The organism is Acidiphilium iwatense (genome assembly GCF_021556475.1).
GTDB classification, from domain to species: domain Bacteria; phylum Pseudomonadota; class Alphaproteobacteria; order Acetobacterales; family Acetobacteraceae; genus Acidiphilium; species Acidiphilium iwatense.
Map to the genome: position 1 here is coordinate 32,144 of NZ_JAKGBZ010000014.1, position 15,027 is coordinate 47,170.

At 67.3% G+C, this 15,027-nt stretch carries 14 protein-coding genes; 9 read left to right on the top strand and 5 right to left on the bottom strand.

What is annotated here, in order from left to right:
* Positions 1–47: 47 nt before the first annotated feature.
* Together L2A60_RS09045 and cueR are read left to right on the top strand one after the other, a co-directional pair.
* Positions 48–2,225, top strand: coding sequence for a heavy metal translocating P-type ATPase (locus L2A60_RS09045; RefSeq protein ID WP_235704054.1), 2,178 nt, complete (start codon positions 48–50; stop codon positions 2,223–2,225).
* The gene (cueR, locus tag L2A60_RS09050) at positions 2,222–2,647 is read left to right on the top strand and encodes a Cu(I)-responsive transcriptional regulator (protein WP_235704055.1); all 426 of its coding nucleotides are present in this window, start codon (positions 2,222–2,224) and stop codon (positions 2,645–2,647) included. Before L2A60_RS09045 ends, cueR begins: the two co-directional genes overlap by 4 nt.
* On the opposite strand, the gene L2A60_RS09055 is transcribed toward cueR, so the two are convergent.
* The 3 genes from L2A60_RS09055 to L2A60_RS09065 are packed head-to-tail and all read right to left on the bottom strand — an operon-like array spanning position 2,620 to position 7,168.
* A complete protein-coding gene (locus L2A60_RS09055; RefSeq protein WP_235704056.1) occupies positions 2,620–4,824 on the bottom strand; it encodes an arginine/lysine/ornithine decarboxylase in 2,205 nt (734 codons plus the stop codon). The two genes, cueR and L2A60_RS09055, sit on opposite strands and share 28 nt — an antisense overlap.
* Before the next feature lie 14 nt (positions 4,825–4,838).
* A complete protein-coding gene (locus L2A60_RS09060; protein WP_235704057.1) occupies positions 4,839–6,221 on the bottom strand; it encodes a sensor histidine kinase in 1,383 nt (460 codons plus the stop codon).
* 17 nt (positions 6,222–6,238) lie between these two features.
* A complete protein-coding gene (locus tag L2A60_RS09065) occupies positions 6,239–7,168 on the bottom strand; it encodes a patatin-like phospholipase family protein (protein WP_235704058.1) in 930 nt (309 codons plus the stop codon).
* A 198-nt stretch (positions 7,169–7,366) separates the two neighbouring features.
* Here L2A60_RS09065 and rpmH point away from each other — a divergent pair, with 198 nt between their 5' ends.
* The 7 genes from rpmH to L2A60_RS09100 all read left to right on the top strand — a co-directional run bounded on the left by rpmH (position 7,367) and on the right by L2A60_RS09100 (position 12,552).
* The gene (gene rpmH, locus L2A60_RS09070; protein ID WP_076454639.1) at positions 7,367–7,501 is read left to right on the top strand and encodes a 50S ribosomal protein L34; all 135 of its coding nucleotides are present in this window, start codon (positions 7,367–7,369) and stop codon (positions 7,499–7,501) included.
* A gap of 47 nt (positions 7,502–7,548) precedes the next feature.
* A complete protein-coding gene (rnpA, locus tag L2A60_RS09075) occupies positions 7,549–7,932 on the top strand; it encodes a ribonuclease P protein component (RefSeq protein ID WP_235704059.1) in 384 nt (127 codons plus the stop codon).
* Positions 7,929–8,189, top strand: coding sequence for a membrane protein insertion efficiency factor YidD (yidD, locus tag L2A60_RS09080; protein ID WP_235704060.1), 261 nt, complete (start codon positions 7,929–7,931; stop codon positions 8,187–8,189). The genes rnpA and yidD overlap by 4 nt, the downstream gene beginning before the upstream one ends.
* The gene (gene yidC / locus L2A60_RS09085; RefSeq protein ID WP_235704061.1) at positions 8,182–9,939 is read left to right on the top strand and encodes a membrane protein insertase YidC; all 1,758 of its coding nucleotides are present in this window, start codon (positions 8,182–8,184) and stop codon (positions 9,937–9,939) included. Before yidD ends, yidC begins: the two co-directional genes overlap by 8 nt.
* 9 nt (positions 9,940–9,948) lie before the next feature.
* Positions 9,949–10,578 carry a ribosome biogenesis GTP-binding protein YihA/YsxC gene (gene yihA, locus L2A60_RS09090; protein ID WP_235704062.1) on the top strand — a complete coding sequence of 210 codons (630 nt, stop codon included), beginning with the start codon at positions 9,949–9,951 and terminating at the stop codon, positions 10,576–10,578.
* A 62-nt stretch (positions 10,579–10,640) separates the two neighbouring features.
* Complete coding sequence (gene argB, locus L2A60_RS09095; RefSeq protein ID WP_235704063.1) at positions 10,641–11,540, top strand: acetylglutamate kinase; 900 nt, start codon at positions 10,641–10,643, stop codon at positions 11,538–11,540.
* A 406-nt stretch (positions 11,541–11,946) separates the two neighbouring features.
* Positions 11,947–12,552, top strand: coding sequence for a carbonic anhydrase (locus L2A60_RS09100; protein WP_235704064.1), 606 nt, complete (start codon positions 11,947–11,949; stop codon positions 12,550–12,552).
* Between the two features lie 73 nt (positions 12,553–12,625).
* On the opposite strand, the gene L2A60_RS09105 is transcribed toward L2A60_RS09100, so the two are convergent.
* Complete coding sequence (locus tag L2A60_RS09105; protein ID WP_235704065.1) at positions 12,626–14,167, bottom strand: YifB family Mg chelatase-like AAA ATPase; 1,542 nt, start codon at positions 14,165–14,167, stop codon at positions 12,626–12,628.
* Positions 14,164–14,982: a RadC family protein gene (gene radC, locus L2A60_RS09110; protein ID WP_235704066.1), complete on the bottom strand. Its 819-nt coding sequence runs from the start codon at positions 14,980–14,982 to the stop codon at positions 14,164–14,166. The genes L2A60_RS09105 and radC overlap by 4 nt, the downstream gene beginning before the upstream one ends.
* Positions 14,983–15,027 lie beyond the last annotated feature (45 nt).

Sequence of the window (15,027 nt, forward strand, 5' to 3'; positions counted from 1 at the left end):
TTCCCATGATTGGAAACTTATATAAGGGTGGGACAGGAGACCATCCCATGGCCGATATCGCCACCGACTATCATCCCCCAGCCACAAAAATGGTCCACGACCTCGCCATCGAGGGCATGACCTGTGCGAGTTGCGTCGCACGAGTCGAGAAATCGCTGAAACGGATCGAGGGCGTCGCCTCGGTCGCGGTCAATCTCGCGACCGAATCCGCGCGGATCGAGGCAGCCGCCGGCGTGACGGACGTTGCCCTGATCGCGGCGGTGGCCAAGGCCGGCTACGGCGCGCGGCCGCGCACCGCCGCCGAACCCCAGGCCGAGACAAAAGAGATTTCGCGCGACGCTGCCATGCTCGGCATCGCCGCCCTCGCCTCTGCTCCATTGTTGCTGCCGATGCTGAGCGGCGGCGCCATCGCCCTGCCCGGCGGCCTGATGCTGGCGCTCGCCAGCATCGTGCAGTTCGGCCCCGGCCTGCGCTTCTACGTCGCCGGCTGGAAAAGCCTGCGCGCCGGCACCGGCTCGATGGATGTGCTGGTGGCGATCGGCACGTCGGCGGCCTATGGGCTGTCGGTCTTCGATTTCGCGGCGCAGCGCGGTCCGCTCTATTTCGAAGCCTCCGCCGTGGTGATCACGCTGATCCGCCTCGGCAAATATCTGGAACATCGGGCAAAGCGCAGCGCCGCCCGCTCGGTTGGCGCCCTCGCCTCACTCCGGCCGGACATCGCGCATCGCGTCACCCGCGATGGCGTCGCGGACCTGGCCGTCGCCGCACTCTCTCCCGGCGATGTCATCGAAGTCCGGCCCGGCGAGCGGGTGCCGGCCGATGCGCGGATCAACGACGGTGCCGGGCTGTTCGACGAACAGCACATCACCGGCGAGGCGCTGCCGGTGCTGCGCGAAGCCGGCGCCACGGTCATGGCCGGCGCATTGGCACAGGATACCGCGCTGCGCCTGACCGTGGTGGCCGAGCCGGGGCAGTCGATGATCGACCGGATGGCCCGGCTGATCGAGGACGCGCAGGCGTCGAAACCGCCGATCCAGCGCCTGGCGGACACTATCGCCGCATGGTTCGTCCCGGTCATTCTGCTGATCGCGTTGGCCACGCTCGCGGGCTGGCTGCTGGCGGGTGCCGCGACCTCGACCGCGGTGATCGCCGCCGTGTCCGTGCTTGTGATCGCCTGCCCCTGTGCGCTGGGCCTCGCCACCCCGGCGGCGATCGTCACCGGCACCGGGGTCGCGGCTAGGCACGGCATCCTGATCCGCGACGCGGTGGTGCTGGAGGCGGCGCATCGCGTCGATACCGTGGTGTTCGACAAGACCGGTACGCTGACCGAAGGCAAGCCGGAACTCGTCGCGGTACAACCGATGCCAGGCATCGCCGAATCCTGGATCCGCGCGCTGGCATCGGCATTGTCGGCGACCGGAACCCATCCGCTCGCCCGCGCGTTGCGGGACGCGTTGCCCGATGCGGCACCAGCCGAACAGGTCTCGGTCATCGCCGGGCGCGGCGTCCGCGGCACGGTCGAGGGTGAGATTCTGCTCCTCGGCAATGCCCGACTCGCTACCGAAACCGGAGCGGACACCGCCGCGCTGGCGGCACTTACGGCAAAAATCGAGCGCGACGGCACAACGCTTTCGTTCCTGCTGCGCGAGAACGGCACCTTGCTCGGCGTCCTCGTCTTCGCGGACACGGCGCGGCTGCACGCGCGCGACGCTGTCGTCGCGGTGCGCGCGCTCGGCTGCACGGTGATGCTGCTGACCGGCGACAACCAGGGCGCCGCCCGCGCGCTCGCCCGCGATCTCGGCCTCGATGACGTGATCGCGGAGGCCGATCCGATCCGCAAGCGCGCCGAAATCAAGGCACTGCGCGATCGGGGGCGGGTGGTGGCCATGGTCGGCGACGGCATCAACGACGCGGCGGCCCTGGCCGAAGCCGATCTCGGCATCGCCATCGGCAGCGGCGTCGATACCGCGCTGGATGCCGCACCGATCGTTCTGCTGCGCGACGATCCGCGTTTGGTCGCCGATGCGCTGGCGCTCGCGCGGCGGGTACGGCGCACATTGTGGCAGGGGCTGTTCTGGGCGTTCATCTACAATGTGATCGGGATTCCGCTCGCCGCGTTCGGCCTGCTCAACCCGATGGTTTCGGGCGCCGCGATGGCCGCCTCCTCGGTCTCGGTGCTCGGCAACGCACTTCTGTTGCGGCGCTGGCGAGGGCAAGCGTCATGAAATCCGTCGTCACCATTCGCGAAGCCGCCGCGCGCAGCGGCGTTTCGGCGAAAATGATCCGCCATTACGAGTCGATCGGGCTGATCGCGCCGCCCATCAGGGCCGAGAACAATTACCGGTTTTACGATCCGCGGCTGATCCACGAGCTTGGCTTCATCCATCGCGCCCGCGAACTCGGCTTCTCGATCGCCGATATCGGCGCATTGCTCGCCCTCTGGCGCGACCGCAACCGTCCATCCGCCGAGGTGAAGGCGATCGCGCTGTCGCAGATCGCGGTGCTGGAGGCGAAGGCGGACGCCCTGCGCGCAATGAGCGCGACGCTGCGCCACCTCGCCGCGCATTGCCATGGCGACGACCGGCCGGACTGCCCGATCCTCGAAAATCTGGCGGGCGATCAATCCATTACACAATCGAGGAAATAGTCGCCGTTTTCGTCCTTGCGCACACCATGGATATCGGTCTCGAAGCCGGGAAACTGGCGATCCCAGGCGGCGGCGAAGCGCAGATACTCGACGATCAGCGGCGATGACACGCGCTCGCCCGGCACGATGAGCGGAATCCCCGGCGGATAGGGCACCACCATGCGCGCGAGCACCCTGCCTTCGAGCGCATCGAGCGGCACCTGCTCCACGCGCCCGCCGGCAAGCGCGGCGTGCGCCTGCTGCGGCGTCATCGCCGGTTCCGGGAGTTCGGCAAACATCGCGTTCTGGATCGCGAGCACCCTGCCCGCGCGATACACCACATGCTGGGCGGCGCAGAGATCGCGCAGCCCCATCCGCTCATAGGCGTGTGAGGAGCGCACCAGTTCGGGCATCACGTCGGCAAGCGGCGTGTTAGCCTCGTAATGGGCGCGGAAGGCGAGCAGCTCGGTGACCAGATTGCTCCATTTGCCACGCGAGACGCCGAGAGTGAACAGGATCAGGAAGTGGTAGGTGCCGATCTTTTCCACCACGATGCCGCGCGACCAGAGAAATTTTGCCACGATCGGCGCCGGAATCCCGGTCCCGGCGTCGATACCGGGACAAAGGATCGTCACCTTCATCGGATCGAGGAGCGTAAAACCGTCGGTAATATCCTCGAAGCCGTGCCACGACTCGCCCGGCTTCAGCGTCCAGCCATCCTGATCGAGCCCGGCACCGTCCGGTTCCCACAGCTTGAACCACCAGTCGCCGCGCGCCGCGAACGCTTCGCCGAGCGATGCAACGCTGCGGCGGAACGCGGCAGCCTCGCGCAGGGTTTCATCGACCAGGGTGCGGCCGGCGGCCCCGCGCATCATCCGGGCCGCGACATCGCACGAGGCGATGATGCCATACCAGGGGGAGGTGCTGGAATGCATCATGAAGGCTTCGTTGAACCGATCGGGGTCGAGCCGGAGCTTGGTGCCTTCCTTGAGATGCACCATCGACGCCTGGGAAAACGCGGCGAGCACCTTATGGGTCGACTGGGTGGAGAACACCAGCGGTTCCACCGGCCCCGCGCCGTCGCTCATCGCGAAGAAGTTCCGGTAGAATTCGTGGAACCGCGCCTGGGCAAGCCACGCTTCGTCGAAATGGATCGCATCGGTGATCGGCGCCAACGCGGTTTTCACCACATCGGCGTTGACGCACAGCCCGTCATAGGTCGAGTTGGTGACGGTGGCGAGCCGGATGCGCCCGCCGGCGCGCTCGCGCAGCGCCGCCACATCGAACTGCCGGCGCGGGATCGGGCCGATGATGCCGTACTCGTTGCGGCTAGGCAGCAGATAGATCGGCCGCGCCCCGGTCATGATCAGCGCATGGACGATCGATTTGTGGCAGTTGCGATCGACCAGGACGGTATCGCCCGCCCCCACCAGCCCGCTCCAGACGATCTTGTTCGCGCTCGACGTGCCGTTGGTCACGAAAAAGGTCGAATCCGCGCCGAAACTCTGCGCCGCCTCGCGCTCCGCCTCGCGCACCGGACCGGCATGATCGAGCAACGACCCAAGTTCCGGCACCGAAACGGACAAATCCGCGCGCAAGGCCGTCTCGCCGAAAAACCGATGGAACGCCTGGCCGACCGGCGAGCGCATGAACGCGACTCCGCCGCCATGGCCCGGCGTGTGCCAGGAATATTTCGCGGCATCGGTATAGCGCGCCAGCGCCTTGAAGAAGGGCGGCAGCATCGCGTCGAGATAGCGATGGATCGCGCTCGACACATAGCCCGCCATGAAACCGGGCGTGTCCTCGTGCAGATAGAGATAGCCGTCGATCCGCTCCATCAGCTCGACCGGCGGATCGTCCGGCATGCGGCGTTCGCCATACAGAAACACCGGCAGGTCCGGCGCCCGCGCCAAGGCCAGCGAAACGATCCGGTCCAACGCCTCGATCAGCGCATCGCGATCGGCAAAACCGTCGATCGAAACCAGCACGGCGGACAGGCCAGTATAGAGCACCCGTCCCGCCCGCGCGTCATCGACACCGAGGCCCGCGAGCACCCGGTGGCCGCGCGCCTCGAAGGCGGCAACCAAGGCGCGGATGACCCGCGCCCCGGCGGTGGAGGCGCCGTAATCGTCGTCGATCACGGCAATCGGATAATCGTCCAGTTCTCTCATCGCGCCGGCATAGACAAGAACAGGCAACCAAGCCAGAGGCCTCAGCTACCCTCGTTCGGCACGGTGATGCGAAACAGCGTGCCGGTCGCCCCCGTGCCGATCAGATCGAGTTCGCCGCCATGGGCGCGGATCAGGTCGCGCGCGATGGCAAGCCCGAGCCCGGTACCGCCGCGCCGCGCCGAGCCGGTGAACGGCCGGAACAGATTGGCGCGCGCCTGTTCCGGCAATCCGGGTCCATCATCCTCGATGTCGATGATCAGCAGAGCGGCCTCGCAGCGCGCCCGGACCGAAAGCCGCTGCGCCCCCGCCTCGGCGGCGTTGCGCATCAGATTGAACAGCGCCCGGTAGATTTGGGCGCGATCCAGCTTCGGCGCCAGATCGCCCGGAATAACGTTTTCCACCGCGAGCCCGCCGGCCAGCGGGCGGATCTGCTCCGCCAGTTCCTCCACCAGCGCGGCGAGCGGGAACGACGCGCGCAGCAGCGCCGGCGGTCCCTCCCGCGCGAAAGTCAGCGTCCTGGTGACCAGCTCGGTCGCACGCTCCACCGCGCCGAGCAGGGTCGCCGCCGCGCGCCGCGTCGCCGGATCGGTACTGCCGGAGAGCCGGTCGGCCACCAGCAGGGCAGAGGACAGGATGTTGCGCAGATCGTGGCTGATCTTGGCGACGGCGGTGCCGAGTGCCGCGAGCCGCGCATTGCGCCAGAGGGCGGCGCGCAGCTCGGTCTGCATCGCCGCGAGTTCCCGCGCCGCCAGCGCGATCTCATCATCGCCGTGCCGTCTCTCGGACGGCACGGCCAGGGGTGCGGCGTGCTCGGGATCGGCCCGGAAGGTCGCGATGCTGTCGGTCAGGCGGCGCATCGGCAAAACAAGCACCCGGTCGAGCATCAGATACACCATCAGCCCGGTCAGCAGCGCGATCGCCAGGGACAATGCCGCGATATGCGCGGCATAGCGGCGCAGATGGCGCGCGAGCATGGCGTTGCGGACCACGATCTGCACGATCACGCCTTTTTGCAGCGGGCTCGGCGCCGAAACCAGGATGTCGCGCGGCTCCAGCCCCAGAAGCACCCCGACCGCACGCATCATCGAACCGATCAGCGTCTCATCCGCGATGTCGATCGCGGCACCCGGCCGCACCGTGCCGCGCGGCGGCAGCACCATGATGCTCCGCCCGTCCTCGATCAGCCGGATCGCCTCGGTGCCCGACAGGCGCAGCAATTCGTTGCGGGTGGACAGATCGACCACGCCGTGCGGCGCGGTCGAGACGGTGAGCGCGGCAAGATGCGCCTCGGTGATACGGTTGGTCAGCCACTCGGTCCGTTCCCGTCCGAGGCTGGGCAACAGGATCATCACCTCGACGATCAGGGTCACCGCCACAGTCAGCCAGAGCAGCCGCGCCGAGAGGCCGTAGCGAAGCCGGCCCATCGTGCGGAGCGGGGCGATCAGACCGTCTCCACGGTCTGGCCGGCGGCGCGTCCCGCCGCGAACAGCCGGTCGAGAAAGGCACGGTCGGCATTGAACCGCGATTCCGGCGCCAGCCCGACAAGTGCCTGATCGGCCGTATATTCGACGAAATCGAGCCCCGGCGGCAGGCAGGCGCATTCCGCCTCGATCGCGGTCTGAAAGGCGATTTCCTGTATCCGATTGAGGATGTCCGCGGGCTGGCTCGGCACCCCGGCGCGCGTCCGGCTCTGCGCGCGGATCAGCACGAGCAGGTCGGGATCGAGCGCAAGCAGCGGCGCCAGCGGCGGATTTCCGGAATAGGCGCCATCCCAATAAGCCACACCGTCGATCGTCACCGCGGGAAAGACCGCCGGGAGGCAGGACGAGGCAAGCAGCGCCTCCACGGTGATCTCCCGGTTGGTGAAAATCCGCGCCCGTCCGGTTTCCACCGCCGTCGCGGCGACGAACAGGCGCGGTGCCGCCGGATCGGCCAAGGCTTCGCGGTCGAGCAGATCGGTCAGGATCGGCCGCAGCGGATTCTGCCCGAGCGGATTGAACGGCGCCGCGCCGAACAGGTTGAGCGCCGCCGCCATGCCCTGCATCGCCAGGGTATTGCCGAAGTCGCGGCCGATCCCGAAACCGGGCACCCAGCGGTCGAGCTGGTCGGAGAGCGGCGCGAACACGTTGGCCGCACCCACCCGCTCCCAGAATTGCGCCATCGCCGTGCGTGCCCCGTCCGCTCCGCCGCACACCAGCCCCTGCACCGCCATGGCCGCGAGAAGCGCGCCGGACGAGACGCCGCAGACCGCGTCGAAACGGAAACCGGCCTCGATCAGCGCATCCAGCACGCCCCAGGCGAAGGCGCCATGCGCGCCGCCGCCCTGCAGGGCAAGCACGGTGCGGTCCCGGTCGAAACGCTTTATCGCCATCACGGCAGTTTGCACGGCCGGCGGGCGTTTGAGCAAGCCGTGTTTGGTCCGCGCTTCATTGACGCGGCACGCGTCACTGCCTATGAGGGCGTCTCTTGATGAAGCCGCTCCTGCCGGATCGCGGCTTCGTCTTCGTTTGTCCATTCGCCTGCCCGCATTAACCGATCGACTATCTCGAGAATCCTTGGAGTAGAGACCGTGAAGCGCACCTATCAACCCTCCAAACTCGTCCGCAAGCGCCGCCATGGTTTTCGCTCGCGGATGGAAACCGTCGGCGGCCGCAAGGTTCTGGCCAACCGCCGCGCGAAGGGCCGCAAGCGCCTGTCGGCCTGACCGGCTGGCGGACGTGCCACGCCTCCGAACCGACCCGGCCCACGCCCATGCCGCGCGCGACGCATGACGCCCTGCCGAAACGCGCCGATTTCCTGCGCGCCGCCGCGCGTGGGCGCAAGATCGCCCGCCCCGGCTTCGTGATTCAGGTGCTGCGGACCGAACCGGACGCCACCCCGCGCATCGGCTTCACCGCGAGCCGCAAAGTGGGCAACGCGGTGCAGCGCAACCGTGCCCGGCGCCGCCTCCGCGCGATGGTCCGCCTCGAACTCGCCGAACGCGCGATGGCGGGCCGCGCGATTGCCGGCGCCGATCTCGTTCTGATCGCGCGCAAGGACACCGCCGGCATCGATTTCGCCGCGCTGTGCAGCGCATTCGGCGCGGTGCTGGACCAGTCCTTCGCCGGAGACCACGGCACGGGAGCATCCTCGTGACCCCCGCCGCCCGCACGCTTCGCGGCTTCGTGCGCGCCTATCAACTGGCTCTTTCGCCGGTTCTTGGCGGTCAGTGCCGGTTTTACCCGTCCTGCAGCGCCTACGCGATGGATGCGCTCGCCACCCATGGCGCCGTGCGCGGCGCGGCGCTCGCCGCGCGGCGGATTCTGCGCTGTCACCCCTGGAACGACGGCGGTCACGACCCGGTGCCGCCCGCGACCACCATGTCCCGAGACGAAATGACCCGCAATGGATAACCGACGCCTGCTCTACGCGATCTCGATCTCGCTTGCGATCCTGGTGATCTTCCAGGTCCTGGGCGGGTATTTCCTGCCCAAGCCGCCGCCGCGCCCGGCGGTTCACGCGATCACGAACCAGACTTCGGCACCGCCCAGCGCGGCACCGGGCGCTCCCGCCGAAGCCGGCGCGGCCGCCAGCGCCAAGACGGCGGCGGCACCGCGCCTTGTGATCGACGCGCCCTCGGTCAAGGGCTCGATGAGCCTGCTCGGCGCCCGGCTCGACGATCTGGTCCTCACGCATTACCACAAAACCGTCGCGAAAACCTCGCCCCTGGTGCGGCTGCTGTCGCGTTCGTCGGGCACGAAACCCTATTACGTGCAATTCGGCTGGGATGCGGCACCCGGCTCGAACCTCGCCGTGCCGGGGCCGAAAACCTTGTGGACTAGCTCGGGCGGCGTGCTGGCGCCCGGTCACGACGTCACCTTGTCCTGGGACAACGGCGCCGGCGTGACCTTCCAACTGCTGATGGCCATCGATTCGGACTACATGTTCACCGTGCAGCAGCGCGTGGTGAACCAGACCGGCGCCAAGATCGAGGTATTCCCCTGGTCGCGCATCCGCCGCGACTATCTGCCGTCCATCGAGGGCACCTACATCCTCCATAAAGGCCCGATCGGCACGTTCAAGGGCACGCTGCACGAGATGAGCTATGTGGATGTCCGCTCGAACGCGAAGCGGCGGGCGGGAACCGCGTTCCAGGACACTGATATCGGCGGCTGGGCCGGCATCACCGGCAAATACTGGCTGACCGCGCTGATCCCGAGCCAGGGTACCGAGATGACCGGCGCCTATCGCTATCTGCCGCGCCCCGGTCATCCGAAGGATGCCGCGTATCAGGTCGATTACATGACGGCGAAGCCGGTCGATGCCGCGCCGGGTGCGGCCGCGCAAACCACGCTGCACGTCTTCGCCGGCGCGAAAGTGCTGCATATCCTGAACGCGTATCAGCACAAATACCGGATACCGCTGTTCGAGAAGGCGATCGATTTCGGCTGGTTCTTTTTCCTGACCAAGCCGATCTTCCTCGCCCTCGATTATTTCGCCAAAGTGTTCGGCAATTTCGGCGTGTCCATCATCGTGTTCACCGTGCTGCTCAAGGTGGTGCTGTTCCCGCTGGTGCGCACCTCCTATCGCTCGATGGGCAAGATGCGCGCGGTGACGCCGAAGGTGCAGGCGCTGCGCGAACGGTTCAAGGACGATCAGGTCCAGCAGCAGAAGGAGATCATGGCGCTCTACAAGGCCGAGGGCGTCAATCCGGCGGCCGGCTGCCTGCCGATGCTGCTGCAGATCCCGATCTTCTTCTCGCTCTATAAGGTGATCTTCATTTCCATCGGCATGCGCCATGCCCCGTTCATCCTGTGGATTCACGACCTGTCGGCGGAAGATCCGACCAACATCTTCAACCTGTTCGGGCTGATTCCATTCCATCCGGGCACGATCTCGCCGTTCCTGCATCTCGGCGTGCTGCCGATCATCATGGGCCTGACCATGTGGGGTCAGCAGCGGCTCAACCCGCCGCCGCCCGATCCCACCCAGGCCAAGATGATGCAGTTCATGCCGGTGATCTTCACCTTCATGCTCGGCCGGTTCTCGGCGGGGCTGGTGCTGTACTACTGCGTCAACAACACGCTCACGCTGATCCAGCAATGGCTCATCATGCGCAATTTCCAGCATCATCCGCGCCACCCCGCCGACGCCAAGGTCTGAGACGCCGGGATGGACGAGGCGGAACTGCTCGAAGCCGGTCGGCTCCTGTTCGCGCGCGGCACTCGGTTCGTCCATGCGGCGCAGACGGTGGAGGGGCTGCTCGACGCGACCGGAATCGAGATCGCGCTTGCCGGACGGTCGAATGTCGGCAAATCGACCCTTATCAACGCCTTGACCGGGCAGGTTGCCCTCGCCCGCGTCGCCCAGGCGCCGGGGCGGACGCGGCAGCTCAATTTTTTCCAGGTGGGCGAAGGCCGGCTCTCGATCGTCGATATGCCCGGCTATGGCTATGCCGAAGCGCCCAAGGCGGTGAAGCGCGACTGGCAGGGGCTGATGTTCCGCTATCTGCGCGGCCGGCCCAATCTGCGCCGGGTGCTTCTGCTGATGGACGCGCGGATCGAGGACAAGCCCGCCGATCACGCGGTGATGGGCATTCTGGACAAGGCCGCCGTCGCCTTCCAGATCGTGCTGACCAAGTCCGACAAGATGAAACCCGAGGCTCTGGCGCGCAAGCTCGACACGATAAAGGCGATTGCCCGCAAGCATCCGGCCGCGCTCAACGACGTGATCGTGACATCGAGCGAAACCGGCGCCGGGATCGCGGAGCTGCGTGCCACGATCGCCGCACTGGTCGCTTGACCCCGGCGTAGCGGGGCCATAGACGGCGGCTCGAGGTTTTCACGGACGGAGTGCGCCGACCCATGACCGATCAGGACCGTCACGCCGACGCGGCGGAACAGGCGCGCATCGTCGCCCTCGCTCTGCCTTATCTGCGCCGCTACGCCGGAGCGACCATCGTGGTGAAATATGGCGGCCACGCCATGGGCGAGGATACCCTGGCCGACGAATTCGGCCGCGACATCGCGCTGCTCAAGCAGGTCGGCATCAACCCCGTGGTGGTCCATGGCGGCGGCCCGCAGATCAATTCGATGCTCCAGCGCCTCGCGATCCAGTCCACCTTCGTCGATGGCCTGCGCGTCACCGACGCCGCGATGGTCGAGGTCGTCGAAATGGTCCTGGCCGGCACGGTCAACAAAATGGTCGCCGGGCTGATCAACCGCGCCGGCGCGCTGGCGGTCGGCATCTGCGGCAAGGATGGCGGGCTGATCCGCGCGCGCAAGCTCACCCGCACAAGGCGCGACCCGCAAAGTGCCATCGAACAGGCGCTCGATCTCGGTTATGTCGGCGAGCCCGAGCATGTCGATGTCCGGGTGATCCATGCGCTGACCGGCGCCGGGCTGATCCCGGTGATCGCCCCGGTGGGCGTGGGGGCGGACGGTGCCACCTACAACATCAATGCCGATACCGTGGCCGGCGCGATCGCGGGGGCTTTGGGAGCGAACCGCCTGCTGATGCTGACCGACGTGCCGGGCGTGCTGGACCGCGACGGCCAGTTGATCCCCGAACTCACGGTTGCCGAGATCGACGCGATGCGCGCCGACGGCACGATCTCCGGCGGCATGATCCCGAAGGTCGAAACCTGCCTCGCCGCGGTGCGCCAGGGCGTGAAGGGTGCGACCATCGTTGATGGCCGGGTCCACCATGCCTGTCTGCTGGAATTGTTCACCGAAGGCGGCATCGGCACCCTGATCCACGCGTGACGGCTTGAAATGATTTTGATAACCGGCGGAGTAATACCCGGAAGTCCGAAGGGCTTCCGGGTATCGACTCGCCCAAGCAACGGCCGCGGCGCGGGCGGGCGGGCGGGCGGATGAAAATGCGTGGACCTTTACTCAAACTTAAGGCGTAGATTAGACTTCATTGATAGCAGGTCCAACGGAGGAATGATCCGTGACGACACCATCATTGAAGAAAAACCCCGAAACCGACCTTGATTCGGACAGGGCCGCATGGTTGCCGCTAACCCATGAACCGGCCTGTCGCTGCCGTGAGCGGTCCGAAATCGACGTAGAGAATGGACACCAGGTGTCGCGCCGGCGCCTTCTTGCGATGCCAATGGGAGCCGGCACCCTCGCCGCCCTCGGTGCGGCCGCAACGGAGGCTGCGATGATGCCATCGGCGTCCGCCGCGGAGCCTGTGCCTCAAACGCCCGAAGCCGCGCTTGCGGCGCTTATGGCCGGGAACCAGCGCTATGTCGGCGCTCGGCTCGGCGTCTGCTCGGAAAATCTGCCCAAGGCCCTGCGCGAGACGGAAACCAAGCAAGCGCCGTTTGCCGCGGTGCTTTCCTGTGCGGATTCGCGGGTGCCCGTCGAGCTTGTCTTCGATCAAGGCGTTGGTCAGGTTTTCGTCGCACGGGTCGCAGGCAACATCGCGGCGCCGGAGATGATCGCGAGCCTTGAATACGGCGTTGCAGTGCTGGGAACGCGGGTGATCGTGGTGCTCGGTCACGGCAATTGCGGGGCGGTGTCGGCGACGATGGCGCGGAAGGCCGCGCCGGGGCAGATTTCAAGCCTCTATGCCTTCATCCGGCCGGCGGCGGACCGCGCCGGCGGAGACGTCGACAAGGCGATCCGTATCAATGCCGAGTTGCAGGCGCATCTTCTTGCCCAATCCTCCCCGGTCCTTGCCGGGGCAATCGCGGCGAAGCGCCTGGCGATCGCGCCCGCATATTACGATGTCCGCTCGGGCAAAGTGACGCTGCTCGTGGCCTGATACCAGCGGCATCCGGCGCGGGCCACAAGCTACTGTACGCAACCACACAACGCGCGTTGTCAGCAAACTCAACCTACCCCGCCCCAACGCGCTGCAACGCCACCGGCGCCATCGGGTTGCGACCGGGAACCCGATGCCGATACGCCAGCGCCTCGGCGATATCGGCCCGGCGCACCGATGCCGTGCCCGCGAGGTCGGCGATGGTCCGCGCGACCCGCAGAATCCGGGTGAAGCCGCGCGCCGACAGCCGCAGTTTTTCCGCCGCCTGCTCGGCGAAAGCCTTGGCCTCCGCCATCAGGTCGATCGTGTCGCCCGGCGCCTCGGCATTGGTTGCGGGTCCGCCCTCGCCGGAGCGCAGCCGCTGTGTCTCGCGCGTCGTGCGTACCCGCGCCGCCACGTCGATGCTCGCCTCGCCGGGCGGGGCGCGCAACAGTTCGGCCGGCGTCACCGGGCTGATCTCGACCACGAGGTCGATCCGGTCCAGCAGCGGTCCGCTGATCTTGCCCTGATACTCCTCGCCACAGCGCGGTGCCCGGCCGCAGGCGCGCGCGGCATCGAACAGATGGCCGCATCGGCACGGATTCATCGCCGCGATCAACTGAAACCGCGCCGGATAGGTCACATGTGCCGCCGCCCGCGCCACCGTGGTGCGCCCGGTCTCCAGCGGCTGGCGCAGCGCCTCCAGCGCGGCACGCGGAAACTCGGGAAATTCATCGAGGAACAGCACGCCCCGATGGGCCAGCGATATCTCGCCCGGCCTGGCCCGATTGCCGCCGCCCGCGATCGCCGCCGGACTCGCGGAAAAATGCGGGTCGCGGAACGGCGGGCGCGTCACCAGCCTGCCATCGGCCAGCATCCCGGCGACGCTATGCACCATACTGACTTCCAGCGCCTCGCGCGGCGTCAGATCCGGCAGCAGGCCGGGTATCCGCGCCGCCAGCATCGATTTGCCGCCACCCGGCGGGCCAATCATCAGCAGATTGTGCCCGCCCGCCGCGGCGATTTCCACCGCGCGCCGCGCCGATGCCATGCCGCGCACATCCGCCAGATCCGGCTCCTCGCCCGCCGGCCCGATAACGCCCCGTGGCGGCGTGGGCAGCAACGCCTCTCCTTTGAAATGATTGATCAGCGACAGCAGATCCGGCGGCGCCAGCACGCCGATTTCACCGGCCCAGCCCGCCTCCGCCCCTTGCGCCTCGGGGCAGATCAACCCGAGATCGCGCGCACCCGCCGCGATCGCCGCGGGCAGCACGCCGGAAACCGATGCCAGCCGCCCGTCGAGCGACAATTCACCCAGCGCGGCGAACCGCGCCATCTCCTCGGCCGGGAGAATATCCATCGCGGTCAGCACCCCGAGCGCGATCGGCAGATCGAAATGGCTGCCCTCCTTCAGCACGTCGGCCGGCGCGAGATTGACCAGGATGCGCTTCGGGGGGAGCGACAACCCCATGGCGGTCAGCGCCGCGCGCACCCGCTCGCGCGCCTCGCCCACCGCCTTGTCGGCCAGCCCGACCACCAGAAACACCGGCAATCCCGGCGCGATCTGCACCTGCACCTCGACCGGCAGCGCCTCGATCCCCGAGAACGCGAAGGTCTGCACCCGCGCGATGCTCACGCCGAACCGCCCCGCAGCAGCCCCTCGCGCCGGAAACTCAGCCAGCGCCCCTTGCCGATGATCACGTGGTCGTGCAGCGTCACGTCCAGCAGGGCGATCGCCCGCTGCACCTCGCGCGTCATTTCGATATCGTCGTGCGACGGCGATGGATCGCCGCTCGGGTGGTTATGCACCAGGATCAAGGCGGTCGCGTGGGTCTGCATTGCCCGCGTCACCAATTCCCGCACATAGACCTGGGTATGGTTCACCGTCCCGCGCGAGGCGATTTCGTCGGCGATCAGCCGGTTGCGATTGTCGAGATACAGCACGCGGAACTGCTCCACGCTCTCGCGCGCCATCGCCATGGTCAGATAGTCGATCAGTCTGTCCCAGTTGTTCAGCACCGGCGCGTCGGCCAGCTCCGCCCGCGCGAGCCGGATCGCCGAAGCCTGCACCAGCTTGATCGCCGCAACGCTGTGAATGCCGACCCCCGGATACGCGAACAGCGTGTCCGGCGGCGCCGACAGCACCCCGGCATAGGAGCCGAACTGGTTGATCAGCGCCTTGGCGAGCGGCTTGGTGTCGCCCTTCTTGAACGCGAGGAACAGCAGCATTTCGAGCAATTCGTAATCCGCCAGCGCGTCCGGCCCACGATCGATGAGCTTTTCGCGCATCCGCCCGCGATGGCCTTGCGGACCCGTGCTGGAAAATGGCGCACTTGCCTGAGGATCGAAATTCGCCCGCTCGGCAAAGCCCTTCGCCGCAAGCCGCTCGGGCGCTTCCGGGAAATCCCCTTCCGGCACCTTGCGGATGCCGCGCAGCAATCTCTCCCACAATCGCGCCAGTTCCTTGCTGAAAATATCGCGTCAAAGTTGTAGATT

What these genes read in the sequence shown, in the direction of transcription:
- L2A60_RS09060 (WP_235704057.1), bottom strand. Translation starts at nt 6,221, where the DNA reads ATGGGCCGGCTTCGCTACGGCCTCTCGGCGCGGCTGCTCTGGCTGACT.
- yihA (WP_235704062.1), top strand. Translation starts at nt 9,949, where the DNA reads ATGGACGAGGCGGAACTGCTCGAAGCCGGTCGGCTCCTGTTCGCGCGC.
- cueR (WP_235704055.1), top strand. Translation starts at nt 2,222, where the DNA reads ATGAAATCCGTCGTCACCATTCGCGAAGCCGCCGCGCGCAGCGGCGTT.
- L2A60_RS09100 (WP_235704064.1), top strand. Translation starts at nt 11,947, where the DNA reads ATGATGCCATCGGCGTCCGCCGCGGAGCCTGTGCCTCAAACGCCCGAA.
- argB (WP_235704063.1), top strand. Translation starts at nt 10,641, where the DNA reads ATGACCGATCAGGACCGTCACGCCGACGCGGCGGAACAGGCGCGCATC.
- rnpA (WP_235704059.1), top strand. Translation starts at nt 7,549, where the DNA reads ATGCCGCGCGCGACGCATGACGCCCTGCCGAAACGCGCCGATTTCCTG.
- L2A60_RS09065 (WP_235704058.1), bottom strand. Translation starts at nt 7,168, where the DNA reads ATGGCGATAAAGCGTTTCGACCGGGACCGCACCGTGCTTGCCCTGCAG.
- yidC (WP_235704061.1), top strand. Translation starts at nt 8,182, where the DNA reads ATGGATAACCGACGCCTGCTCTACGCGATCTCGATCTCGCTTGCGATC.
- L2A60_RS09045 (WP_235704054.1), top strand. Translation starts at nt 48, where the DNA reads ATGGCCGATATCGCCACCGACTATCATCCCCCAGCCACAAAAATGGTC.